The organism is Pseudomonas sp. Snoq117.2 (genome assembly GCF_900110545.1).
Lineage (GTDB): Bacteria > Pseudomonadota > Gammaproteobacteria > Pseudomonadales > Pseudomonadaceae > Chryseomonas > Chryseomonas benzopyrenica.
Genome location: NZ_FOED01000001.1, coordinates 130242 through 152426, shown reverse-complemented (window position 1 = coordinate 152426; position 22185 = coordinate 130242). Strand labels below are relative to the sequence as shown.

21 protein-coding genes are annotated in these 22185 nt (G+C 66.2%); 13 read left to right on the top strand and 8 right to left on the bottom strand.

Translation table 11 applies throughout. The annotated features are described in order from the left end of the window. The first annotated feature begins 4 nt into the window (after positions 1 to 4). The 6 genes from BMZ43_RS00835 (at position 5) to sfnG (ending at position 6292) form a co-directional block, all read left to right on the top strand. On the top strand, positions 5 to 970 hold the full coding sequence (locus tag BMZ43_RS00835; protein WP_093250931.1) for an ABC transporter substrate-binding protein: 966 nt from the start codon (positions 5 to 7) through the stop codon (positions 968 to 970). Positions 971 to 1234: 264 nt separating this feature from the next. Then, entirely contained in the window at positions 1235 to 2263 is a 1029-nt protein-coding gene (locus BMZ43_RS00830) for an ABC transporter substrate-binding protein (RefSeq protein ID WP_017639637.1), read from the top strand. A 63-nt stretch (positions 2264 to 2326) separates the two neighbouring features. Further along, positions 2327 to 3169: a MetQ/NlpA family ABC transporter substrate-binding protein gene (locus BMZ43_RS00825; RefSeq protein WP_093249051.1), complete on the top strand. Its 843-nt coding sequence runs from the start codon at positions 2327 to 2329 to the stop codon at positions 3167 to 3169. Beyond that, positions 3166 to 4263, top strand: coding sequence for a methionine ABC transporter ATP-binding protein (locus tag BMZ43_RS00820; protein ID WP_093249049.1), 1098 nt, complete (start codon positions 3166 to 3168; stop codon positions 4261 to 4263). The genes BMZ43_RS00825 and BMZ43_RS00820 overlap by 4 nt, the downstream gene beginning before the upstream one ends. Continuing rightward, positions 4256 to 4909 carry a methionine ABC transporter permease gene (locus tag BMZ43_RS00815; protein ID WP_093249046.1) on the top strand — a complete coding sequence of 218 codons (654 nt, stop codon included), beginning with the start codon at positions 4256 to 4258 and terminating at the stop codon, positions 4907 to 4909. The genes BMZ43_RS00820 and BMZ43_RS00815 overlap by 8 nt, the downstream gene beginning before the upstream one ends. Positions 4910 to 5200: 291 nt before the next feature. Beyond that, positions 5201 to 6292, top strand: coding sequence for a dimethylsulfone monooxygenase SfnG (gene sfnG / locus BMZ43_RS00810; RefSeq protein WP_017639641.1), 1092 nt, complete (start codon positions 5201 to 5203; stop codon positions 6290 to 6292). A 15-nt stretch (positions 6293 to 6307) separates the two neighbouring features. Here sfnG and BMZ43_RS00805 read toward each other — a convergent pair whose 3' ends face one another. From BMZ43_RS00805 to BMZ43_RS00790, 4 genes are all read right to left on the bottom strand, one after another. Beyond that, positions 6308 to 6928, bottom strand: a complete 621-nt coding sequence (locus BMZ43_RS00805) for a DUF4276 family protein (protein WP_093249043.1) — start codon at positions 6926 to 6928, stop codon at positions 6308 to 6310. Further along, on the bottom strand, positions 6925 to 8088 hold the full coding sequence (locus BMZ43_RS00800) for an AAA family ATPase (RefSeq protein WP_093249040.1): 1164 nt from the start codon (positions 8086 to 8088) through the stop codon (positions 6925 to 6927). The genes BMZ43_RS00805 and BMZ43_RS00800 overlap by 4 nt, the downstream gene beginning before the upstream one ends. 378 nt (positions 8089 to 8466) lie before the next feature. Continuing rightward, entirely contained in the window at positions 8467 to 9252 is a 786-nt protein-coding gene (locus BMZ43_RS00795) for a MetQ/NlpA family ABC transporter substrate-binding protein (RefSeq protein WP_093249037.1), read from the bottom strand. 17 nt (positions 9253 to 9269) lie between these two features. After that, positions 9270 to 10637, bottom strand: a complete 1368-nt coding sequence (locus BMZ43_RS00790) for an LLM class flavin-dependent oxidoreductase (protein ID WP_064309052.1) — start codon at positions 10635 to 10637, stop codon at positions 9270 to 9272. A 268-nt stretch (positions 10638 to 10905) separates the two neighbouring features. On the opposite strand from BMZ43_RS00790, the gene BMZ43_RS00785 reads away from it, so the two are divergent. The 7 genes from BMZ43_RS00785 (at position 10906) to BMZ43_RS00755 (ending at position 17578) form a co-directional block, all read left to right on the top strand. Next, the gene (locus BMZ43_RS00785; protein ID WP_093250927.1) at positions 10906 to 11868 is read left to right on the top strand and encodes an aliphatic sulfonate ABC transporter substrate-binding protein; all 963 of its coding nucleotides are present in this window, start codon (positions 10906 to 10908) and stop codon (positions 11866 to 11868) included. Positions 11869 to 12246: 378 nt separating this feature from the next. After that, positions 12247 to 13617: an NAD-dependent succinate-semialdehyde dehydrogenase gene (locus tag BMZ43_RS00780; protein WP_093249034.1), complete on the top strand. Its 1371-nt coding sequence runs from the start codon at positions 12247 to 12249 to the stop codon at positions 13615 to 13617. A gap of 15 nt (positions 13618 to 13632) precedes the next feature. Then, on the top strand, positions 13633 to 14052 hold the full coding sequence (locus tag BMZ43_RS00775) for a cupin domain-containing protein (protein WP_093249031.1): 420 nt from the start codon (positions 13633 to 13635) through the stop codon (positions 14050 to 14052). Between the two features lie 9 nt (positions 14053 to 14061). Then, positions 14062 to 14247, top strand: coding sequence for a tautomerase family protein (locus tag BMZ43_RS00770; protein ID WP_064309049.1), 186 nt, complete (start codon positions 14062 to 14064; stop codon positions 14245 to 14247). Positions 14248 to 14401: 154 nt separating this feature from the next. After that, complete coding sequence (locus BMZ43_RS00765) at positions 14402 to 15445, top strand: lactonase family protein (RefSeq protein WP_093249028.1); 1044 nt, start codon at positions 14402 to 14404, stop codon at positions 15443 to 15445. 63 nt (positions 15446 to 15508) lie between these two features. Beyond that, the gene (locus tag BMZ43_RS00760) at positions 15509 to 16825 is read left to right on the top strand and encodes an MFS transporter (RefSeq protein WP_093249025.1); all 1317 of its coding nucleotides are present in this window, start codon (positions 15509 to 15511) and stop codon (positions 16823 to 16825) included. Between the two features lie 18 nt (positions 16826 to 16843). Then, positions 16844 to 17578 carry a transporter substrate-binding domain-containing protein gene (locus BMZ43_RS00755; protein ID WP_093249022.1) on the top strand — a complete coding sequence of 245 codons (735 nt, stop codon included), beginning with the start codon at positions 16844 to 16846 and terminating at the stop codon, positions 17576 to 17578. 72 nt (positions 17579 to 17650) lie between these two features. On the opposite strand, the gene BMZ43_RS00750 is transcribed toward BMZ43_RS00755, so the two are convergent. The 4 genes from BMZ43_RS00750 to BMZ43_RS00735 all read right to left on the bottom strand — a co-directional run bounded on the left by BMZ43_RS00750 (position 17651) and on the right by BMZ43_RS00735 (position 22065). Continuing rightward, positions 17651 to 18712 (bottom strand): AbrB family transcriptional regulator, encoded by a 1062-nt coding sequence (locus tag BMZ43_RS00750; protein WP_093249020.1) that lies wholly within the window; start codon positions 18710 to 18712, stop codon positions 17651 to 17653. Positions 18713 to 18740: 28 nt separating this feature from the next. Further along, positions 18741 to 19637, bottom strand: a complete 897-nt coding sequence (locus BMZ43_RS00745) for a LysR family transcriptional regulator (protein WP_064308070.1) — start codon at positions 19635 to 19637, stop codon at positions 18741 to 18743. A 19-nt stretch (positions 19638 to 19656) separates the two neighbouring features. Then, complete coding sequence (gene otnK / locus BMZ43_RS00740; protein ID WP_093249017.1) at positions 19657 to 20928, bottom strand: 3-oxo-tetronate kinase; 1272 nt, start codon at positions 20926 to 20928, stop codon at positions 19657 to 19659. Positions 20929 to 20994: 66 nt separating this feature from the next. Beyond that, the gene (locus tag BMZ43_RS00735) at positions 20995 to 22065 is read right to left on the bottom strand and encodes an isocitrate/isopropylmalate dehydrogenase family protein (RefSeq protein WP_017639660.1); all 1071 of its coding nucleotides are present in this window, start codon (positions 22063 to 22065) and stop codon (positions 20995 to 20997) included. Positions 22066 to 22185 lie beyond the last annotated feature (120 nt).

Genomic DNA, 22185 nt, shown 5'->3' with positions numbered 1-22185 from the left:
TCTCATCCGCCGTACCCTGCTGGCGCTACCGCTGCTACTCGCCGCCAGCGTGGCCCTGGCCGCCGAGCCCCTGACCCTGCGCATCGCCGACCAGAAGGGCAATATGCGCGCCCAGCTGGAGGCCGCCGATGGCCTGCGCGACCTGCCGGGTTATCGCATTCAGTGGGCGGAATTTCCCGCCGCCGCGCCCCTGGCCGAGGCGCTCAATGCCGGCGCGGTGGATGCCGGCATCATCGGCGATGGTCCGCTGCTGTTCGCCCTGGCTGCCGGCGCGCCGGTCAAGGCCATTGCCGTGGACAAGTCCGATCCCTATGGTACGGCGGTGATCGTGCCACGCGACTCGCCGCTGCGCAGCGCGGCTGATCTCAAGGGCAAGCGCATCGCCACCGGGCGTGGCTCCATCGGCCACTACATCGCCCTCAAGGCGCTGGACTCGGTGGGCCTGACGGCCAAGGACGTGAGCTTTCGCTTCCTCGGCCCGGTGGACGCCAAGATGGCCCTGGCCAATGGCTCGGTGGATGCCTGGGCGACCTGGGAGCCCTATACCGCCCAGGCCGAACAGGTCGACGGCGCCCGGGTGCTGGTCAACGGCCGTGGGCTCTGGGCGGGCAACAGCTTCCTGGCTGCCACCGACACGGCTCTGGCCGATCCGGCTCGGCGCGCGGCATTGCAGGACTACCTCAATCGTCTGGCCGCTGCCCAGCGCTGGGGCTACGCCCACCTCGACAGCTATGCCAAGACCCTGGCGCAGATCATCGGCTTTCCCGAGGCGGTGGCCCGTCTGCAATTCGAAAGACGCCAGCTGCATTGGGAGCCCATCGACCGCCAGGTGGTGGCCGACCAGCAGGCGGCAGCGGATTTCTACCATCGCAGTGGCCTGATTCCGCAGCGGTTGGATGCACAGAGGACCTTCGCGGAGGGGTTTCAGGTAGCCAAGCCGGACCAGCCGCGGCAGGCGGCGCGGGAGTAGGGCAGTGGTTCAGGTGTCCCTGGCCCGTTGGGCTTCGCTTTGCTCAGCGCCAACCTACGGACCAGGCGCCAGGTAGTGGGAGTGGTTCCATCAGAGCTCAGCGCCAACCTACGTACGCTAGCGCCCGCTCTCCCTTTGGGAGAGGGCTGGGGTGAGGGAAAAGCCACACCGCCACTCGGCCTATCCATATAACCCATCCTTATTTCAAAAACGCTGAACAACTTTATTAGGCTATAAGCCAATTCCATGGATGAGCGTGCCACGATGCCCTTACGTTTTCCCTTCACCCGTCGTCCCCTGGCTTTGGGACTCGCCGTCAGCCTGCTCACCGGGCTGATCGCCGCACCCCAGGCGGCCCAGGCCGAGGGTACCCTGCGCATCTCCGAACAATTCGGCGTGTCCTATGTGATCCTCCATGTGCTGCGTGACCAGCAGCTGATCGAGAAGCACGGCAAGCAGGAGGGCGTCGACATCAAGGTCGACTGGATAAAGCTGTCCGGTGGCGCGGCCGTCAACGAGGCGGTTCTGTCGGGGGCGGTGGACGTAGGCTCCGCCGGGCTCGGACCGCTGTTCACGCTCTGGGACCGCACCCATGGTCGGCAGAACGTCAAGGCCGTGGCCAGCCTGGGGGCTTTTCCCAACTACCTGGTCACCAACAACCCGCAGGTGAAGACCCTGGCCGACTTCACCGCCAAGGACCGCATCGCCGTACCGGCGGTCAACGTCTCGGTGCAATCGCGCTTCCTGCAGTACGCCGCCGCCCAGGCCTTCGGCGAGAAGAACTGGAATCGCCTGGATCCCCTGACCGTGGCGGTGCCCCATCCGGATGCCACCGCCGCGGTGATCTCCGGTGGTACCGAGATCAACAGCCATTTCGCCAATCCACCGTTCCAGGAGCAGGAACTGGCCAGCGGCAAGGTGCACAAGGTGCTCAGTTCCTATGACGTGCTCGGAGGGGCCGTCTCGCCCAACCTGGTGTTCGTCACCGAGAAATTCCGCCGGGACAATCCCAAGACCTACAAGGCCTTCCGCGAGGCGCTGATCGAGGCCGGGCAGATCATCGAGAAGGACAAGGCCGCCGCCGCCCGTACCTACGTGAAGGTCGAGAATTCACGTCTCGATCCGGCACTGATCCAGCAGATCATCGAAAGCCCCGAGGTCAATTTCGACACGGCGCCGCAGAACACCCTGAAGCTGGCGGAGTTCATGTATCGCATCGGGGCCATCCGCAACCAGCCCAGCAGCTGGCAGGACTATTTCTTCGTCGATGCGCCCGACCAGAAGGGCAGCTGATCCCTTTTCCCTTACGGGTTCCACCGGACCACCGGACGAGCCCTCGACATCTCGAGGTCTCCCATGGCTATTCCCCCGATTTTCCAGCGCCTTGGGCTGCTCCTGGCGAGCACGACCCTGGCGCTGTCCGCCCAGGCGGCCGAGCTGCAGAAGATTCGCCTCGGCATCAACGACAGTCCGCAGAACGCCGCCCTGGAGCGCGCCGCCGAGGTGGCGCGGGAAAGGGGCGTGGCGGTAGAGATCGTCGCCTTCAGCGACTGGAACACGCCGAATCTGGCGCTCGCCCATGGCGACATCGACGTCAACTACTTTCAGCATCAACCCTTCCTGGAAAATGCCAATGCCCAGAACGGCTACGGCCTGGTGCCCATCGCCTACGGGGTGGAAAACAAGGTCGGCCTCTATTCCAAACGCGTGAAAAGCTTTGCCGAGGTGCCGGACGGCGCCACCGTGGCGGTGGCCGACGATCCGGTCAACCAGGGGCGCGGGCTGCACCTCTATGCCCGCGCCGGCCTGATTCAGCTCCGGCCCGACGCCGGACCCAAGGCCAGCCTGCAGGACATCGTCGCCAATCCCAAGCAACTGAAATTCATCGAGCTGCCCGGGCCACAACTGGCGCGGGTGCTGGACGACGTGACCCTGGCGCAGAGCTATCCCTCGCACATCCTCGCGGCCGGCACGACGGATCCCAACAGCGCGCTGCTGTTCAGCGACGACGAGGCCAGCGGCCACCTCTATGCCCTGAGATTCGTGACCAAGCCGGAAAAGGCGGATGACCCGGCGATTCGTACCTTCATCCAGGTGTTCCAGAACGATCCGCGGGTGCGCGAGGCCATCGCCCAGGCCTATGGCAATCCGCAGCTCTACAGCCTGGCCTGGCTGAATCGACAGGAGGCTGCCCGATGAACACTGCCCTGCGTAAACCCGCCGCGGCGGCGCAGCCGCCCCTCGAACCCCAAGCCGCCTCCGCGCGCGAGCATCTGCGCCTGAGCGGGGTGCAGAAGGTCTATACCGGCGGCGCGCTGCCGGTGACCGCCCTGGCGGACATCGACCTCAGCATCGCGCGTGGCGAGATCTTCGGCATCATTGGCCGCAGTGGCGCCGGCAAGTCCAGCCTGATCCGCACCCTCAATCGCCTGGAAGACGTCAGTGCCGGCCAGGTGCTGGTCGACGGCGTCGACATCGGCACCCTGCAGGGCGACCGGCTGGTAGCGCTGCGGCGGCGCATCGGCATGATCTTCCAGCACTTCAATCTGCTGGCCTCGCAGACGGTGCTGGAGAACCTGGCGCTGCCGCTCAAGGCCGCCGGTTTTCGTCGTGACGAGATCGAAGCCCGGGCCCGGGAATTGCTGGAACTGGTGGGCCTGCAGGGCAAGGAGCAGGTCTATCCCTCCCGTCTGTCCGGCGGCCAGAAGCAGCGGGTGGGCATCGCCCGTGCCCTGATGCTCAAGCCCGAGCTGCTGCTCTGCGACGAGGCCACCTCGGCGCTGGACCCGGAGACCACCCAGTCGATCCTGGCGCTGTTGCAGGACATCAATCGCCGCCTGGGGCTGACCATCGTGCTCATCACCCACGAGATGGCGGTGATTCGCCAGATCTGCGACCGGGTGGTGGTGCTGGAGCACGGGCGCATCGTCGAACAGGGACCGGTGTGGCAGCTGTTCGGCGCACCCCAGGCGGAGGCCACCCGGGCGCTGCTGGCCCCCCTGGCGGCCCAGCTGCCGGCGGATCTGGCCAGGCGGCTCGCTGCCACCCGGCAGTCTGGTGCCCGGGCCGTGTTGGAGCTCCACTACGACGGCCAGGGCGCGGAGCCCGACTTCCAGGCGCTGGGCCAGGCCCTCGGCGCACCGGTCGAACTGCTGCATGGCGGTATCGACCGAATCCAGGGCCATGCCCTGGGCCGCCTGCTGGTGGCGACCGTGGCGCCGGAGCGACGGTTGGCCAGCTTCCTGACCCAGACCGGGTTGTTCGCCCGGGCGGAGGTGCTGGGCTATGTCTGACTTCATGCTCAAGGCGCTGTGGAAAGCCTTTCTCGATACCCTGACCATGGTCAGCGTGTCCGCGGCCATCGTCTGGTTCGCCGGCATCGCTCTGGCGGTGGTGCTGGTCACCACCGGACGTGGCGCCATCTTCGCCGCGCCGACCCTCAACCGGGTACTGGGCACGGTGATCAACGCCTTTCGCGCCACGCCCTTCATCATCCTGCTGGTGGCCCTGATCCCGCTGACGCGGCTGATCACCGGTACCACCATCGGCGTCTGGGCGGCGGTGGTGCCCATCACCCTCAGCGCCACGCCGTTCTTCGCCCGCATCGCCGAGGTCAGCCTGCGCGAGGTCGGCGGCGGGGTGATCGAAGCGGCCCAGGCGCTGGGCTGCGAGCGACGCCACATCGTCTTCAACGTGCTGCTGCCGGAGGCACTGCCCGGCATCATCGGCGGCTTCACCGTGACCCTGGTGGCCATGATCGGCGCCTCGGCCATGGCCGGCGCCATAGGCGCGGGCGGTCTCGGCGACCTGGCGATCCGCTACGGTTACCAGCGCTACGACAGCCAGGTGATGGCCGTGGTGATCGCCATCCTGGTGGTGCTGGTGTGCGGCATCCAGTTCATCGGCGATCGCTACGTGCGGCACCTGCGGGCGCGTTAACTCCTCGTTCTTTCCCCTGCGACGCCCGGAGCGGCCCTTGGTCCTCCGGGCGTCGTCGTTTTCGATATTGGACAGTCAGCGGGCAAAAGCCCAGGCCAGAGCCTCTGCCTGCTGTTGCGGAGGAGACAGGGACCCAGCAGCTGCCTGGGTCGAAACAGCCTGTCGATGCCAAGATTTTCTTTTAAATGATTGATTTGTAAGGATTATCTCTGTTGGTCCGGTTCTTGATTAGTCCAGGGTAGCCATCATCTCGACCGCCCTCGACGGCGGCGTCACCTGGAGGAAACAACCGTGTCCCACGTCCCCGTCAAATTCGCCTATTGGGTCCCCAACGTCAGCGGCGGCCTGGTGGTCAGCACCATCGAGCAGCGCACCCACTGGGGCATCGACTACAACCGCAAGCTGGCCCAGCTCGCCGAGCAGGCCGGTTTCGACTATGCCCTGACGCAGATCCGTTTCACCGCCGGTTATGGCGCCGAGTACCAGCATGAATCGGTGGCCTTCAGCCATGCGTTGCTGGCCGCCACCGAGCGGCTCAAGGTGATCGCCGCCATCCTGCCCGGCCCCTGGAATCCGGCGCTGGCAGCCAAGCAGCTGGCGACCATCGACCAGCTCACCAATGGCCGGGTCGCCATCAACCTGGTGTCCGGCTGGTTCAAAGGCGAATTCCACGGCATCGGCGAGCCCTGGCTCGACCACGACGAGCGCTACCGGCGCTCCGAGGAATTCATCCGCGCCCTCAAGGGCATCTGGACCCAGGACAGCTTCAGCTTCGCCGGCGACTTCTATCGCTTCCGCAACTACACCCTCAAACCCAAGCCCCTGCAGCAGCCGCACCCGGAGATCTTCCAGGGTGGCAGCTCCCGCGCCGCACGGGACATGGCGGCGCGGGTCTCCGACTGGTACTTCACCAACGGCAACACCCCCGAGGGTATCCGCGCCCAGGTCGAGGACCTGCGCGCCAAGGCCGCGGCGAACGGTCATTCGATCAAGGTCGGCGTCAATGCCTTCGTCATCGCCCGGGACACCGAGGCCGAGGCCCGCGCGGTGCTCGACGAGATCATCGCCAAGGCCAACCCGGAGGCGGTCCAGGCTTTCGGTCATGAGGCGCGCAATGCCGGCGCGGCCAGTCCGGAAGGCGAGGGCAACTGGGCCAAGTCCAGCTTCGAAGACCTGGTGCAGTACAACGACGGCTTCAAGACCAACCTGATCGGCACCCCCGAGCAGATCGCCGAGCGCATCGTCGCCCTCAAGGCAGTGGGTGTTGACTTGGTGCTGGCGGGTTTCCTGCACTTCCAGGAAGAAGTGGAGTACTTCGGCCGGCGGGTGCTGCCGCTGGTGCGCGAACTCGAAGCCCGGGCCGCGGCCCAGGCGGCGGCCTAGACCATGGGCGCGAGCCTACAACGCATCAATGAAGCGTTTTGCCCAGGGGGAGGCCGCCGTGACCTTGCTGGGATCTATGAGCCCCAGCAATTTGAAGGAGTGCTCGCCCTTGCCATAGCGACTCTTGGTCTTGCACTTGGCGGTAGCCTTTGCCAACGCCTGGTAAAGCCGGTCTTTGTCTATCTCTTCGAGACGGCCGTCGATGGCCGGCAAGGCGGTTCGCCTGAAGCCCTGCCCAAAGAAATCTTCCAGGGCTTGAGGGTCTGCAAGCAGCCAGGCTTCCATGCACTGGACCATCAAGTGGCACTGCATATCCTTGCTTCCCTGGGGCATTGCCCAGCCATCGCCCTGCCTGTTCTTCAGGTGCAACCAAGGGCGCCAGGCTTGGCTCTGTTGCTTGCTACCTGGCTGTGCGACGGCCAATACGCCTTCCTCGCTGTCCACCAGTAACATGGCTGCCTGGCCATTACGAATGGCTATGCAAAAGGACTCATAGGCATTTCTTCGGCTGCCGCAGGCGATGATCCGTGGCATGCGTCCGGCCCGCTTGGCTTTTTGCAGAAATTTGGAAAAACCTTCCCGGCAGGCGGTATTGAGGGCGGCGGACTCGCCGCCGCCTTCCACGTAGAGTCTCACCAGCGCGTCCCTCCCAGCTCGCCTCTCGTCCAGAGTTGGCCGAGACGATAGCGCTCCAGCCAGGGCTTGAGCTGTTCCGCATCCAAGCGCGTCAGTTGCGTGCCCTTTTCCGACTTCTCCGCTATCACGACGGCCTCGGGACAATCACTCAAGGCGTCGATCAACACATCGGAGTGGGTGGTGACGATAAGCTGGCTGCGAGTGGCTGCCTCCTTGAGTAACTCAGCGAGTGTGGGCAGCACATCCGGATGCAATCCCAGTTCGGGCTCTTCAATGCAGACCAGTGGGGGAGGCTCGGGATGACAAAGAACCGCGAGCAAACAAAGATAGCGCAAGGTGCCGTCGGAGAGTCGGGTGGCAGGAATGGCGCGCCGGCCTTCATGGAAGAACACCTGAACGGTGCTGCCATCGATCTGCAGGTCGTAATCGTCGATACCGGCATACAGCACCTGTAACGCTTCCAGCAGCCGGCGCTTCAGCACCGGATCACGCCGCAAACGACTCAAGACCATCGCGAGATTGCTGCAGTCGGGTTCCAGGTGCTGGCTCGGCAGGTCGGTCTTCTGCGGCAGACGTGGCGCGGTGTAGCGACCGAAACTCCATTCTCGATAGAGTCTGATTCGACGCAGGATCTGGCCCAGATAGGTGATCTCCGGATACTGATCGGGATCGCGGCGCTGGGCCAGGATGGAGGTCTGCAGGTCGATGTCTTGTTGCTGTAGCGAGCGCGTTTCACCATTCACATTCAATACAGGGCGGCCGCCGTTGAACTGATAGTAGAAGTAAGGGCGCGGATGGTCCTTCGTAGGCTTCTGGTTTTCGATGCGCTCATCGACCAATTCAAATCGCTGACCGACCGCAGTGAAGGCCAGGCGATAGCGCAGAGGTTGCGGTCCCCTGGGACTTTCTATCACGATTTCGAGCGAGGCTTCAGGCGTACCGGGGCTGTCCTTGTGTAGCCAGTCGTGGACGCCACCGCCTTCGCGAATAGGCTTGAGCAACTGGTCAGGCGCGCTTTGCAGCAGGGCGACGGCTTCCAGAAGATTCGACTTGCCCGAGCCGTTTGGGCCAATTATGACGTTCAGGGGACCCAGGGCGAGCGCCTCGGCTGAATCGCCGAAGCTCAGAAACTGCTTTAGTTGGATGGAATGAATCAGCATGGCCAGGAATAGCCTCTAGGCGTTTGGGTGTCCGGCGCCAGTGGCGACAGATGCAACTGCACGGAATTACTGCTTATCTTGCCGCAGCAGGCTCGTGTTTGGCAGGGCCAAGTGGTGGTGAGAATAGCTTTCGCCCGGTTACCACCACGCGAAGCGGTATTGGTGGCGAATCCGCAGCCGGCGCGACAGCGCTCGGGCTGGGCCGTGGGATGATACGCCGCGGACGGTGGCCACCATCGTTGGGGGCAACGGGTACTGAGGTCGATCAGTCCGCCGCCGGACTGGCTCACGTCCGTCGGCAATCTTCGACGACGAGTTTATGATTCGGCACAGTCCTGGCCAGACGGTCAGCGCACCATCAGCAGGCGCCGGGCGCGATCAGTCCTTCCAGCCCGGCTGGCAGAGGGTGCCATGGGCCTGGTCCAGGGCGGCGCGGACCTTGGGCGAGTGCTGGTAGACATCGATCAGCTTGGCCAGGCGTGGATCGTCCTTGTTGTCCGGGCGAGCGACGAACTGGATGACGTACTCGGGGTGGTCAAGGCCATCGAACAGCAGGGCCTGGTTGGGATCGATGGTCTTGGCCAGGCGCAGATAGTGGGGATAGCCCTGGGCCACGTCGACGTCGTCCAGGGAGCGGGCCAGCTGCACGGCTTCCAGCTCGACGATCTGGATATCGCGGGGATTGCCGGTGATGTCCGCCAGGGTGGCGTGGTAGCCGACGCCGGGCTTCAAGGTGATGAAGCCGGCCTTCTCCAGCAGCAACAGGCCACGGCCGCCATTGATGGCATCGTTGGCGATGGCCACCCGCGCCCCTTTGGGCACCTCGGCCAGGGTCCGGTACTTCTTCGAATAGAGCCCGACGTTGTTGATGATCCCCGGCGCCACCGCCACCAGGTCATAGCCGGCGGTGCGCTTGGCGTTCTCCAGAAAGGGGATGTGCTGGTAGTAGTTGGCGTCGATGTCGTGGTTGGCGAGACTGGTGTTGGGGGCGATCCAGTCGCTGAATTCGACGATCTCCACGTCCACGCCGGCAGCCTTGGCCTCCTGCACCGCCACTTCCAGGGGCGGGGCGAAGGCGGCGGTGGTACCGATCTTGAGGGGGGCAGCCAGGGCTGCGGTGCTGAAGAGGCCGAGGGCGAACAGCAGAGGTTTGAGGCGGGTCATGGGGCGTCCTTGAAGGGTCAGTCCTGGCGGAAACGACTGCCGAAGTGGCGGCTGTCGAGGTGGTCACCGCGGCCGAACAGCTTGTGTCTGAAGCTGCCCTCGGCGTAGGCGGTCTTGTAGCGTCCCCGGCTCTGCAACTCCGGGATCACCAGATCGATGAAGTCGCCGTAGCACTCCGGGGTAACGGTGCGGGCGAGGTTGAAGCCGTCCAGCCCGGTTTCGTCGATCCAGCCGAGCAGGGCATCGGCCACCTGCCCGGGATCGCCGACCAGGGTGGTGTAGCGGCCACCCAGGGCGTGCTGCTCCAGGAGCTTGCGGCGGGTCCAGCCGGCGTCCTTGGCCACCAGGCGCTGGAGCGCCGATTCGATGGCCTCGGTCCGTTGCGGGCGGATGGGTTCGTCGAGGCCATAGGTGGCCAGGTCGATGCCCACCGAGGCTGAGTGGTGGGCCACGCCGGCCTCGGCGCTGGCATAGCTCAGGTATTCGGCGTGCTTGTCGCGGGCCTCGGCGGCGGTGGGGGCGACGATCACCGTGAGGCCCATGAACAGCTTGACGTCATCCGCGCGCCGGCCGGCGGCCACTGCCGCGCCACGGACGCGCTCGACCTGGGCGCGGGTGGCGGCCTGGTCCTGCCCGGAGATGAACACGCACTCGGCGTGGCGCCCGGCAAAGGCCAGGCCGCGATCCGAGGAGCCGGCCTGGAACAGCACCGGGGTGCGCTGCCGCGAGGGCTCGCAGAGGTGATAGCCCTCGACGTCGAAGAATTCGCCATGGTGTTCGACCTTGCGCACCCGCTCCGGGCGCGCATAGATCCGCTGGGCACGGTCACGGACCACCGCATCGTCGGCCCAGCTGCCTTCGAGCAGCTTGTAGAGCACTTCCAGGTATTCATCGGCCTGGTCGTAGCGGCGGTCGTGGGCGATCTGCCGGTCCAGGCCCATGGCGCGGGCGGCGCTGTCCAGGTAGCCGGTGACGATGTTCCAGCCGACGCGGCCTTCGCTCAGGTGATCCAGGGTCGAAAGACGACGGGCGAAGGGGTAGGGCGGCTCATAGGTGAGGTTGGCGGTCAGGCCAAAGCCCAGGTGCCGAGTGCTGGCGGCCATGGCCGAGACCAGCAGGAAGGGGTCATTGACCGGCAACTGGATGGACTCGCGCAGGGTCAGGTCGACGTTGCCGCCATAGACGTCGTAGACACCGAGGATGTCGGCGATGAACAGGCCGTCGAACAACCCGCGCTCCAGCAGCTGAGCTAGCTCGGTCCAGTAGCCCAGGGTGTGGTAGCGACTGGAGGTGTCCCGTGGATGGGTCCAGAGGCCATGATTGATGTGGCCCACGGTGTTCATGTTGAAGGCGTTGAGCAGCACCTGCTTGGCGGGGGCGGTCATGGGGCGGGCGCCCCTGCGGGGAGAAAGGTCCGGAGCACAGCCATGGGATCCTCGGGGTAAAGGCGAAAGGAGAGATCCGGTGGTCCGGTGATTATACGTTAGCCGCTAGATATCCGACGCTTTAAATAGCCTTTTGGAATATAGTTAAGGCGTTCATGGGTATATTGCTCCCTCTAACCAAATTCCAAATCGGTATCAATCTGACCTTTGCCTATTCCTTATCGTGGCCGGCATCCATTCGCCGTCCACTGAGGAATTCATGGCCGCTATCCGCCTTTCGTTCCGCTCAGGCTTCCGCCGGGGGCTGCTCGCCCTGGGTCTGCTGGGCCTCGCCTGCGCCGCCCAGGCCGATACCAGTCTGCGTATCGGCTACCAGAAATCCTCCACCCTGCTGGTGCTGCTCAAAGAGCAGGGCACCCTGGAGCGGGATCTGGCGGCCAGGGGCATCACCGTCAGCTGGCATGAGTTCTCCAGCGGCCTGCCGCTGCTGGAATCCCTCAACGTGGGCAATGTGGATCTCTCCGCCGACGTCGCCGACACCGTGCCGGTGTTCGCCCAGGCGGCGGGTGCCAAGCTCACCTATTTCGCCCGGGAGACGCCCTCGCCCCAGGCCCAGGCCATCGTGGTTCCGCAGGATTCGCCGCTGGAGGCGCTGGCCGATCTCAAGGGCAAGCGCATCGCCGTGACCAAGGCCGCCGGTAGCCACTACCTGCTGATCGCCGCCCTGCAGAAGGCCGGCCTGACCTTTGCCGACATCCAGCCGGCCTATCTCACCCCCGCCGACGGTCGCGCCGCCCTGGAGAACGGCAAGGTGGATGCCTGGGTGACCTGGGAGCCCTTCGTCGCCAGCGCCCAGCGTCAGCAGCAGGTACGCATCCTCGCCTCGGGCGAGGGCCTGGCCAGCTACCAGCGCTACTACCTGGCCGCCAGCCCCTATGCCCAGGCCCATCCCGAGGTGCTGGCCCTGGTGTTCGGCCAATTGCAGCGCACCGGCCAGTGGGTGAAGCAACACCCCGCCGAGGCGGCACGCCTCCTCGGTCCGCAGTGGGGCCGCCTGGACGAGGCCACCGTGCAGCTGGCCAACAGCCGCCGCACCTATGACATCCAGCCGGTCAGTCACGCCGCCCTCGGCGAGCAGCAGCGCATCGCCGATGCCTTCCAAGCCGCCAGGTTGCTGCCCACCGCGGTGGACGCCAGCGCCATGGCGCTCTGGACCCCGACGTCACCGTGAACCCTCCGAGCTGATCAGGCTTTCACTCAGGACAAGGCCCAGCAACGCCGGGCCTTGTGCCTTGCCCCGCTAAGCCAAGCTGCTCCGGTCGGAAACGCCTATTTGAACCACGCCTCCTGGCGCCCACCACCGGGTGCCGGACGCGAGCGCTCGCGCGTCTGGCAGGGCTTCATCGACGCCGTACCTATTTGGTCAGGGCCTACAAGGTCGAGTACCTCTTGCTCGCTTTATCCTGTTGGTATAACGTAATTACAAAGTACCAATCATGGTTTGTCAGCCGTGTTGTCTGGTTGGGTTTCATGAGGTCCATGGCTACGCTGTTCAAAGTCGTCGCCACTATTGTCTTTCGTTATAATAAAAAACACATGGAGTTCGTTCATGATCGAAGTCATCAACCCCGCCACCGGGGCCGCCATCGCGACCTACCACACCCACACGCCGGCCCAGGTCGAAGCGCGCCTGGCCCAGGCCGCCGCGGCGCAGCGGTCATGGGCGGAGCGTCCTCTCACCGAGCGCTGCGCGGCTCTGGTACGCCTGGCCGCCATCCTGCGCGCCGGTCGCGATACCTATGCGCGGCTCATCGTCAACGAGATGGGCAAGCCGCTGGTGGAAGCCGAGGCGGAGATCGAGAAATCCGCGCTGACCTGCGAGTTCTACGCCGAGCGGGCGCCTGGCTTTCTCGCCGACACCCCGGTGGTCAGCGCCGCCGCCGACAGCCGGGTGGTCTACGATCCGCTGGGTGTTGTGCTCGCGGTGATGCCCTGGAACTATCCGTTCTGGCAGTTCGTCCGCTTCGCCGCACCGGCGCTGGCCGCCGGCAATGGCGCCATTCTCAAGCACGCCAGCAACGTGCCGGGCTGCGCCCTGGCGCTCGAGCAGGCGTTCGCCGAGGCTGGCCTGCCCACCGGCCTGGTGGCGACCCTGCTGATCGGCGCGCGTGACGTGGCCGGCGTGCTGGCCGATCCGCGTATCGCCGCTGTCACCCTGACCGGCTCCACCGCGGTCGGCCAGCAGGTGGCCAGCCAGGCCGGCGCGCTAATGAAGAAGCAGGTGCTGGAACTGGGCGGCTCGGACCCCTTCATCGTACTGGCCGATGCCGACGTGGCTCTGGCGGCGCAGACGGCGGTCAAGGCGCGCTTCGGCAACGCTGGTCAGAGCTGCATTTCCGCCAAGCGCTTCATCGTCGCCGAGGCAGTGGCCGATGCCTTCACAGAGGCCTTCGCCACCGCTGCCGCCAGCCTGCGGCTGGGCGATCCGCTGGAGCGTGCCACCCAGATCGGTCCGCTGGCCCGCGCCGGTCTGCGCGAGGATCTGCAGCGCCAGGTGACGCTTAGTCTCGCCGAAGGCGCGCGCCTGGTACTGGGCGGTACGCCCCTTCCAGGGCCGGGCTTCTTCTATCCGCCCACCGTGCTCGACCAAGTGACCCCGGAGATGACCGTGGCCCGCGAGGAGACCTTCGGGCCGGTGGCCGCGATCATCCGAGTCGCCGACGAAGACGAGGCGATCCGCGTCGCCAACGCCAGCGAATTCGGCCTGGGCGCCGCCCTCTGGACCCGTGACCTGGCGAAAGCCCAGCGGCTCGCCCGGCGCCTCGAGGCCGGCGCGGTGTTCATCAACGCCCTGGTGGCCTCGGATCCACGGGTGCCCTTCGGCGGCATCAAGCAGTCCGGCTATGGCCGGGAGCTGGGCGAGTGGGGCATCCGCGAATTCACCAACGTCAAGACCGTCTGGCAAGGCGCCCAGTCCTGACCCAAGGAGACTTTAATGATCAAGACCGATTCCGCTGCCTGGCTGCTCAAACCCGAGGCCATCGCCAAGCACGACCGCGGCGGTGGCGCTGCTACCACGCCGCTGGTGACCGCCGGTCTGGGGGCGCGCACCTTCATCAACGGCTACACCGAATTCCAGGGTGGGGCGCAGATTCCCTTCCATTTCCACAATTGCGAAGAGAGCGTGATGCTGGTGGAGGGGCGGGCGATCTTCGACATCGACGGCCAGGAATTCGCCCTCGCACCCCAGGACGTCACCTATATCCCCGCCGGGGTGCCCCATCGCTTTCGCAATGCCTCGGCGACCGAGCCCATGAAGATCCTCTGGATCTACGGCTCGGCCAACGCCACCCGCACCCTGGTGGAAACGGGCGAGACGCGCCCGATCGCCGCCGAACACCGTACCCAGTCCTAGGAGATAGTCATGCCGGAAATCATCGTTCACGCCGTAAAGGGTCGTAGCGCCGAACAGAAGAAGTTGCTGATGAAGCGCATCACCGAGGCGGTGGTGGATAGCTTCGGGGTGGCTGCCGACCGTGTCATCGTGCAGATCGTCGAGGCCGAGCCGGAAGACAAGGCGCGCGGCGGCGTGCCCTACAGCGAACGCTGAAACGGGCGCTGGCAAGCGTTCGCCAGGCACGAACGCTGCGTTGGCCAAAGGTCAATTTTCGCTGGGCAGCGGGTTGCCTAAGGTGGCGCAAGCGGGTCGGACGGTTGCCTTGGCGCGGACGTCGGACCCTTCCAGTCGGTGCCAGGAGAGCCCTATGTACGCCTATGTCGGCAGCCGAACCACCCGCGCCCGCCAGGCCCGCGGGGAGGGGATCAGCGTTTACCGGGTCACGCCCCAGGGCGCGCTGGACCTCGTCCAGGTGGTCGGCGACCTGATCAATCCGTCCTACCTGACCCTCAATCGGGCGGGTGACCGTCTCTATACGGTGCATGGCGACGAGCAGGCCGTCAGCGCCTTCGCGGTCGACCGGCAGAGCGGTTGCCTGACCCTGCTCAACCAGCAAGCCAGTGGCGGTCGCAATCCCGTGCACCTGGCGCTGGCGCCGGACGATCGCCACCTGGTGGTGAGCAATCATCTCGGTCGCAGTCTCGCTGTCCTGCCGGTGGCGGCGGATGGACGGCTGGAGCCACTGGTCCAGCTGCTGGAGCTGCAAGGCGAACCCGGGCCGCATCGCCAGGAACAACCCCATGCCAAGCCCCACTGCAATCCCTTCGACCCCAGTGGCCGCTTCGTGCTGGTGCCGGACAAGGGACTGGACCGGATCTTCAGCTTCGCCTTTCAAGACGGACGCCTGGTGCCGGTGGCCGAGGTGGCGACCCGCGAGGGCGCGGGGCCACGGCACCTGGTCTGCCATCCGCACCTGCCGCGGGCCTATGTGGTCAACGAGCTGGATTCGACCCTCACCAGCTATGCCTTCGATGCCCGCTCCGGTGTTCTCGAACCCCTGGCCATCCACTCGACGCTGCCAGCCAGCTTCACCGGCAACAGCCGGGCGGCGGCCATCGAACTGGATCGCAGCGGGCGTCTGCTCTACACCTCCAATCGCGGCCACGACAGCCTGATGGTCTTCGCGCTGGATCCCCAGAGCGGGCTGCCGACGCCGCTCGGCAGCCTGGCGAGCGGTGGCCGCACGCCCCGCGCCTTCGCTCTGGCGCCGGATGGCCGCCAGTTGTTCGCCCTCAACGAAGACAGCGACAGCATCGTCACCTTCTTGGTCGACGAGACCCGGGGAATCCTCGAACCCACCGGCACGGCGGTGCGCTGCGGCAGCCCGGTGTGCCTGGTCTTCAGCCGCTGAAGATCGCCGCCGCATCCTACAACAACAAGATCGGCCGCCTCGTCGCGGCCCTGTGAGGCCATCATGAACACCACCCCCGTGAGCCGGGAGCAGGCCATCATCCGCAAGGTGACCTGGCGCATCATCCCCTTCGTCTTCCTGCTCTACATCGTCTCCTACCTGGATCGGGCCAACATCGGCTACGCGGCGTTGCAGATGAACGCCGAGCTGGCGCTGTCCAGCGAAGTCTTCGGCTTCGTCTCGGGTATCTTCTTCATCGGCTACTTCCTGTTCGAGGTGCCGAGCAACCTCTTGCTCGAACGCTTTGGCGCGCGGGTATGGATCGCGCGCATCCTGGTCACCTGGGGGGTGATCGCCGCGGCCACGGCCTTCGCCCAGACCGCCATGCACCTCTATGTCCTGCGCTTCCTGCTAGGTGTCGCGGAGGCGGGTTTCTTCCCCGGTATCATCGTCTACCTGACCTACTGGTTTCGCTCCCGCGAACTGGCCACCACGGTGGCACTCTTCACCGCGGCGATCCCGGTGTCCTACATCATCGGTGCGCCGCTCTCGACCTGGATCATGGACAACGTGCACTGGCTGGGCTGGAGTGGCTGGCGCTGGATGTTGTTCCTGGAAGGTATCCCGGCGGTGTTCCTCGGCGTGCTGTGCTATTTCTACCTCACCGATCGGCCCGAACAGGCGCGCTGGCTGACGACCGAGGAAAAGGCCTGGCTGCTGGCCGAGCTGGAGCGTGATCGCCAGGCGCGCAAGGACGTCAAGCATTTCGGCGCGCTCAAGGCCATGAGCAATCCCAAGGTGCTCTATCTGGCCTTCATCTACTTCGTCTACCAGTGCGGCAGCCTGGGCGTGGGTTATTGGATGCCGCAGATCATCAAGGGCTTCTCCTCCGCGCTGAGCCACACCCAGATCGGCCTGATCGCCACCATCCCCTACATCGTCGCCACCCTGGTGATGATCGCCTGGTCGCGGCGTTCGGATCGCCACGGCGAACGGCGTCTGCATTCGGCCATTCCGCTGGCGGTCGCGGCGGTGGCGCTGGTGGGTGCCGGCCTGGTGCACGATCCTTACCTGGCGATCGGCTTGATCAGCCTGGCGCTGGCCGGCCTGTACAGCTTCAAGTCGCCGTTCTGGGCGCTGCCGACACTGTTTCTCAGTCGTTCCACGGCCGCGGTATCCATCGCCGTGATCAATTCCATTGGCAACCTGGGCGGCTTTGTCGGACCCTTCATGATCGGCATGGTGAAGGGCAATACCCAGAGCGCCTCGGCGGGCCTGCTGTTTCTCAGTGCGCTGCTGGCGATCGCCTTCATCATGACCCTGCTGATCCGTCTCGACCGTGGCGACGACGATACCCGCGCCGCCGCGGTCACCACCTGACCTCCAAGGAGTTCTCCCATGACCCCCAGCTCAGCGGTACTCGCGGACCTCGCCCCCCAGGGCGCATTGCGGACGGCGATCAACTACGGCAATCCGGTGCTGGCGCAGCGCGGCGCCGATGGCCAGCCGGCCGGGGTCTCCGCGGCCCTGGCCCACGCCCTGGCCGAGTGCCTGGGCGTGCCCGTGCAGTTCAGCACCTACGACGCCGCCGGCAAGGTCTTCGCCGCCCTCGAAGACGAGGCCTGGGACCTGGCCTTCTTGGCCATCGAACCGGTGCGGGCGGCGCAGATCGACTTCAGCCATCCCTACGTCATCATCGAGGGCACCTATCTGCTGCAGGACGCCGATCCCGCCCAGGGCGTGGCCGAGCTGGATCGGGCCGACCGCCGCATCGCCGTGGGGCAGGGCGCCGCCTACGACCTCTATCTGAGCCGCACCCTGACCCAGGCCGAACTGGTGCGGGCGCCGACCTCGGCGGCGGCGGTGGACTGGTTCGTCGATCAGGGCCTGGACGCCGCCGCCGGCGTGCGCCAACCGCTTGAGGCCTATGCCCGGGCTCACGCCGGCTACCGGGTGCTGGCCGACAGCTTTACCGAAATCCGTCAGGCCATGGCCGTGCCCAAGGGGCGCAGCGCCGGCGCGGCCTTCGTCCGGGATTTTCTCGACGAGCAGATCCGCAATGGCTTCGTCGCCCGCGAACTGGCCGCCAGCGGTCAGTCCGAGGCACGCGTCGGGCCCGCATTGAACGCCTGACATCGGCTGGACCTGGCTGCGGGCACGTACCCGTAGCCAGGTCCAGCGGTCGCCGCACCGTCTCAGCCGGCGCTAGGGCGATTCCCTGGTCACCGGCTCGACCGAGCGTGCGCACCAGCGCCGATAGAGCGGTTCGGCCACCGCCATCACCACCACCAGCCGCAGGATCTGCATGGCGGTGACGGTGCCTACGCCCAGCCCCAGGGCCTCGGCCGTCAGGTACATCTCGGTGGTGCTGCCCGGCGTCATGCCCAGGCCCAGGGTGGTGAAGGGCAGGGCGAACACCTGGGCCAGCAACCAGGCGATCAGGAAGGTGGCGACCAGACAGAGCAGGGTGTAGAGGGTTGCCAGCAGCAGAAAGCGCGGCGAGCGGCGAAAGAAGGCGCGGTCGAAGTGACACCCCAGGGTGACGCCGATAAGCACCTGGGCCAGGTGGCTCAGCGTCGGCGGCAGGCTGGTGACCAGGCCGCTGGAGGCGGTGACCAGGCAGCACAGCGCCAGGGGGCCGAACATCCAGGGGTTGGGCCAGCCGCGACGCTTCCAGGCCAGGGCCGCCACCAGGCCGGCCGCCAGCAGCGGGGCCAGCCAGCGCCAGTCCGGCGGTGGTGGGACATGGGCGGCCTGGGCGATACCCGGCACGCCCCAGAGCATGGCCGGCGGCACCACCAGCACGATGATCACCAGCCGCAGGGTATGGGCGGCGGCGACCTTGGGTGCATCGGCGCCATGGCGTTCGGCCAGATTGATCATCTCGGCGAAGTTGGCTGGCATGAAGGCGAAGAAGGCGGTCTTGGGTTCCGTGCCCAGGCGTTGCACGACGGTGATGCCGACAAGTGCGAGTACCAGGGTGGCGATGGCCGCCAAGGCCATCAGCGGCAGGTGCCTGACGACTTCGGTCAGTACCGCCGGGGTGAAGTGCAGGCCGATGGCCGTGGCGATCAGCCATTGCCCGGCGGGGCGACCGTGGGGAATGGCGGTGATGCGCCAGCCGAGGCAGCGACAGAGAGTCACGGCGATCAGGGCGCCGGTGATCCAGGGCAACGGCCAGTGCACCAGGCTGGCGAGCCAGCCGCCGAGCAGGCCGACGAAGGGGGTGGGCCACCAGGGGCGAGGGGCGAAGCGGGAAGTCGACATGGCGTGGTACAGGATCCGGTTGCAGGGTTCAGGGACGCAGATGACCGACGAAGGCCTTGGCCACCGGTGACAGCGCACTATAGCGTCGCACCACCACCACGATGGCGCGGCTGGCCCAGGCTTCGTCCAGCTCCAGGGCTACCAGTTTCATCGGCTTGAGATAAGGCCGCACGATGGACTCGGGCAGCACGCACAGGCCCAGGCGAATCGCCGCCAGCCGGCACATGGCTTCGAAGCTGCTGATGCGCACCCGCTGACGGATGCTGCGCTGGAGCAGCGCCGCCTGGCGCGAGAGCAGGGCGTTCATCGAGCTCTCCACATGGGGGCCGATGAATTCGTGATCCAGGGTATCGGCGAAGCTTACCCGGTCACACCCGGCCAGGGGGTGATCCGCGGCGGCGATCACCACCAGGCGCTCGCGGCGATAGGCGAAGGTCTCCAGGTCCAGGGCGGCGGTATCGGCCGCGACGATGCCCACATCCGCCCTGCCTTCGGCCACCGCCTGGACGATGCTGCTGCCCACGCGCTCCTCGATGTCGAAATCCACCCGCGGATAGAGGCTCATGAAGCTGGCGAGATCGGGGGTCAGGTGATTGGTCAGCGCCGAGGTGATGGCTTGCAGGCGGATATGGCCGGTGGCGCCGCTGCCGTGCTCGTTGAGTTCCAATTGCATGAGGCGCAGATCGCCATGCACCCGCTCCACATAGTGCAGCATGGTCTCGCCGGCCGGGGTGAGTCCCATGCCACGGGCGTGGCGGATGAACAGTGGCACCCCGACCTGGTCTTCCAGTTCGCTGATTCTCTTGCTCACGGCGGAGACGGCCAGATGGCAGAGCCGCGCGGCGCGGGTGACGTTGCGCTCCTGGGCCACCACCCGGAAGACGTTCAGGCTGACCAGATCGTAGCGTGGCGCAGAGCCGCTCATGGGCGATCCTCGCAAGGGGTCAGGGGGCGACGGCCAAGGCCCGTTCGAAGAAGTCCGGCGTGCCGAAGTTGCCGGATTTGAGCGCCAGGGCGATGTCCCCCCGGGCGCCGCTGCCCAGGGTCCAGGGTACGCCCGGGGCGATGGGCGCACCGATGCGCAGGCTGGCGATCGCCAGGGCCTTGACCACCGCCCCCGAGGTTTCGCCGCCGGCCACCACCAGCCGCGTCACGCCACGCGTGTGCAGGCCCTGGGCGATGCGGGCCAGGGCGTCTTCCACCAACTGGCCGGCGCGCTCCACGCCCAGCTGTGCCTGGGCCTTGCGCACCTCTTCGGGATCGGCACTGCCATAGATGAGCACCGGCCCGGTAGCCAGGCGCGCTTCGGCCCAGGCGAGCGCGGCACCGACCTGATCGTCGCCCGTGGCCAGGGCCAGCGGATCGAGGCGGAAGCCAGGCCGGTGCTCTAGCCAGACGGCCACCTGGCCGCGGGTCGCGGTGGAACAGCTGCCCGACAGCACGGCGGCCAGACCGGGTGCAGCGGGCAGGGCTGATGCTTCGGCATGGGCGGCCAGCAGGCCGCGGCGGCGGAAGTTGGCCGGCAGCCCCAGGGCCACGCCGGAACCCCCGGTGACCAGTGGATGATCCGCCACGGCTGCACCTATGGCGTGCAGGTCGGCGTTGTCGATGGCGTCGACGATGGCATGGCGAACGCCCTGCGCCTGGAGGTCGGCCAGGGCCGTGGCCAGGGCTGCGCTGCCTTGACGCACCTGGGGCCGGCGTACCAGGCCGACGGGATGGGGTGTTTGTGCCTGTAGTACCCGCACCAGGTTGCTGTCGGTCATGGGGGTCAGCGGGTGGTGGCGCATGCCCGACTCGGCCAGGGGCTGGTCGCCGACGAACAGCTGGCCGAGATAGAGGGTGCGGTCGTTCTCGGGGAAGGCGGGGCAGGCGATGCTCAATTTGGCGCCCAGGGCATCGGCCAGGGCGTCTGCCACCGGTCCGATGTTGCCGGCCGCGGTGGAGTCGAAGGTGGAGCAGTACTTGAAGAAGAATTGCCGACATCCCAGCGCGCGCAGATAGGCCAGGGCTGCCAGGGATTGGGCAATCGCTTCGGCGGCGGGCAGGGTGCGGGTCTTGAGGGCTATCACCACGGCATCGGCGTCGCTGGGGAGCGGACGGTCCGGCACATCCAGTACCTGAACGGTGCGCATGCCCTGGGCCACCAGGGTGCTGGCAAGATCGGTACCGCCGGTGAAGTCGTCGGCAATGCAGCCCAGGAGCGGCGTGGCCATGGAGATTCTCCTTGTTCTTGTCAGGGGTCTCCGGGGCGCGCACGCCCCGGAGAGGCGGGTATGACCTCAGCCGCGCAGGACCTGGGCCACTGCCTGGCCGAAGGCGGCGCAGCCCAGGCTGCCACCCAGGTCGGCGGTGCGCTTGGCCGGATCCTCCAGCACCTTGTCCACCGCCTGGTCGATCGCCGCGGCCGCTTCCTGCAGCTTGGCATTGCCACGGTGCTCGCCCATCCAGTGCAGCATCATGCCGATGGACAGGATCATCGACACCGGGTTGGCCTTGTCCTGACCGGCGATATCCGGCGCCGAGCCATGCTGGGCCTGGGCGCAGCAGTGGATGTTGCTGGCCATGATGGAGCCGGCGAGGCCCAGGCTGCCGGAGAGTTCGCTGGCCAGGTCGCTGATGATGTCGCCATAGAAGTTGGTGGCCACCAGCACGTCGAAGCGCTCGGGGTTGCGCACCAGGTGCGCGGTGGAGGCGTCCACCAGCAGATCGTCGAGCTGCACCTCGGGGAATTCCTTGGCCACGTTGCGCACGCATTCCAGGAACAGGCCGTCGGTCATGTGGAAGCTGTTGGCCTTGTGAATGGCGGTGACCTTGCGCCGGCGCTTCATCGCCAGCTCGAAGGCCTGGCGCGCGATACGCTCGCTGCAGTGACGGGTGATCTTGCGGGTGGACAGCGCCATGTCCGGGGAGGGCATCACCTCGCCCCAGCCGCGGCTCATGTTGCGATCCGGATAGAAGCCTTCGGTGGCCTCGCGCATGATCACCAGGTCCATGCTCTTGCCTTCCCTCATGTTGGAGGCGAGGAACGGCCGGGTGCGCGCCGGGCGCACGTTGGCATAGAGATCGAGGCCGATGCGAAAGCCGGCAGAGACATTGCGACCGCCTTTTTCGGGCGCCGGGTAGTCGGCGTGGGATTGGGTGCCAAGGATCACGCCATCGTAGGTCTTGGCCTTTTCCAGGGTCTCGTCACGCAGGGTAATGCCGTGCTTCTCCAGGCTGGTGAAGCCGACGTCGTCGTAATCGAAGGTCAATCCCAGGCCGAACTTTTCGTTGGCGACATCCAGCACGGACATGGATGCCTGGATGATTTCGGGACCGATACCGTCGCAGGGCAGGACCAGAATACGCATTGTTTTCTCCTTGTAGATTCTGTGGGGACGTCGGCCTGATGGCTGAGCCTGAGGAGGTCACAACTTGGGCAGGACGATTTGTACTTTATGTCATCTAAAAACAATTCGCGCAACGGTGCA

Bases quoted from the DNA above. Each gene is read 5' to 3' on its own strand.
- BMZ43_RS00830 (WP_017639637.1), top strand. From the start codon at position 1,235: ATGCCCTTACGTTTTCCCTTCACCCGTCGTCCCCTGGCTTTGGGACTC.
- BMZ43_RS00825 (WP_093249051.1), top strand. From the start codon at position 2,327: ATGGCTATTCCCCCGATTTTCCAGCGCCTTGGGCTGCTCCTGGCGAGC.
- BMZ43_RS00820 (WP_093249049.1), top strand. From the start codon at position 3,166: ATGAACACTGCCCTGCGTAAACCCGCCGCGGCGGCGCAGCCGCCCCTC.
- BMZ43_RS00815 (WP_093249046.1), top strand. From the start codon at position 4,256: ATGTCTGACTTCATGCTCAAGGCGCTGTGGAAAGCCTTTCTCGATACC.
- BMZ43_RS00800 (WP_093249040.1), bottom strand. From the start codon at position 8,088: ATGCTGATTCATTCCATCCAACTAAAGCAGTTTCTGAGCTTCGGCGAT.
- BMZ43_RS00795 (WP_093249037.1), bottom strand. From the start codon at position 9,252: ATGACCCGCCTCAAACCTCTGCTGTTCGCCCTCGGCCTCTTCAGCACC.
- BMZ43_RS00790 (WP_064309052.1), bottom strand. From the start codon at position 10,637: ATGACCGCCCCCGCCAAGCAGGTGCTGCTCAACGCCTTCAACATGAAC.
- BMZ43_RS00780 (WP_093249034.1), top strand. From the start codon at position 12,247: ATGATCGAAGTCATCAACCCCGCCACCGGGGCCGCCATCGCGACCTAC.
- BMZ43_RS00775 (WP_093249031.1), top strand. From the start codon at position 13,633: ATGATCAAGACCGATTCCGCTGCCTGGCTGCTCAAACCCGAGGCCATC.
- BMZ43_RS00770 (WP_064309049.1), top strand. From the start codon at position 14,062: ATGCCGGAAATCATCGTTCACGCCGTAAAGGGTCGTAGCGCCGAACAG.
- BMZ43_RS00765 (WP_093249028.1), top strand. From the start codon at position 14,402: ATGTACGCCTATGTCGGCAGCCGAACCACCCGCGCCCGCCAGGCCCGC.
- BMZ43_RS00760 (WP_093249025.1), top strand. From the start codon at position 15,509: ATGAACACCACCCCCGTGAGCCGGGAGCAGGCCATCATCCGCAAGGTG.
- BMZ43_RS00755 (WP_093249022.1), top strand. From the start codon at position 16,844: ATGACCCCCAGCTCAGCGGTACTCGCGGACCTCGCCCCCCAGGGCGCA.
- BMZ43_RS00750 (WP_093249020.1), bottom strand. From the start codon at position 18,712: ATGTCGACTTCCCGCTTCGCCCCTCGCCCCTGGTGGCCCACCCCCTTC.
- BMZ43_RS00745 (WP_064308070.1), bottom strand. From the start codon at position 19,637: ATGAGCGGCTCTGCGCCACGCTACGATCTGGTCAGCCTGAACGTCTTC.
- otnK (WP_093249017.1), bottom strand. From the start codon at position 20,928: ATGGCCACGCCGCTCCTGGGCTGCATTGCCGACGACTTCACCGGCGGT.
- BMZ43_RS00735 (WP_017639660.1), bottom strand. From the start codon at position 22,065: ATGCGTATTCTGGTCCTGCCCTGCGACGGTATCGGTCCCGAAATCATC.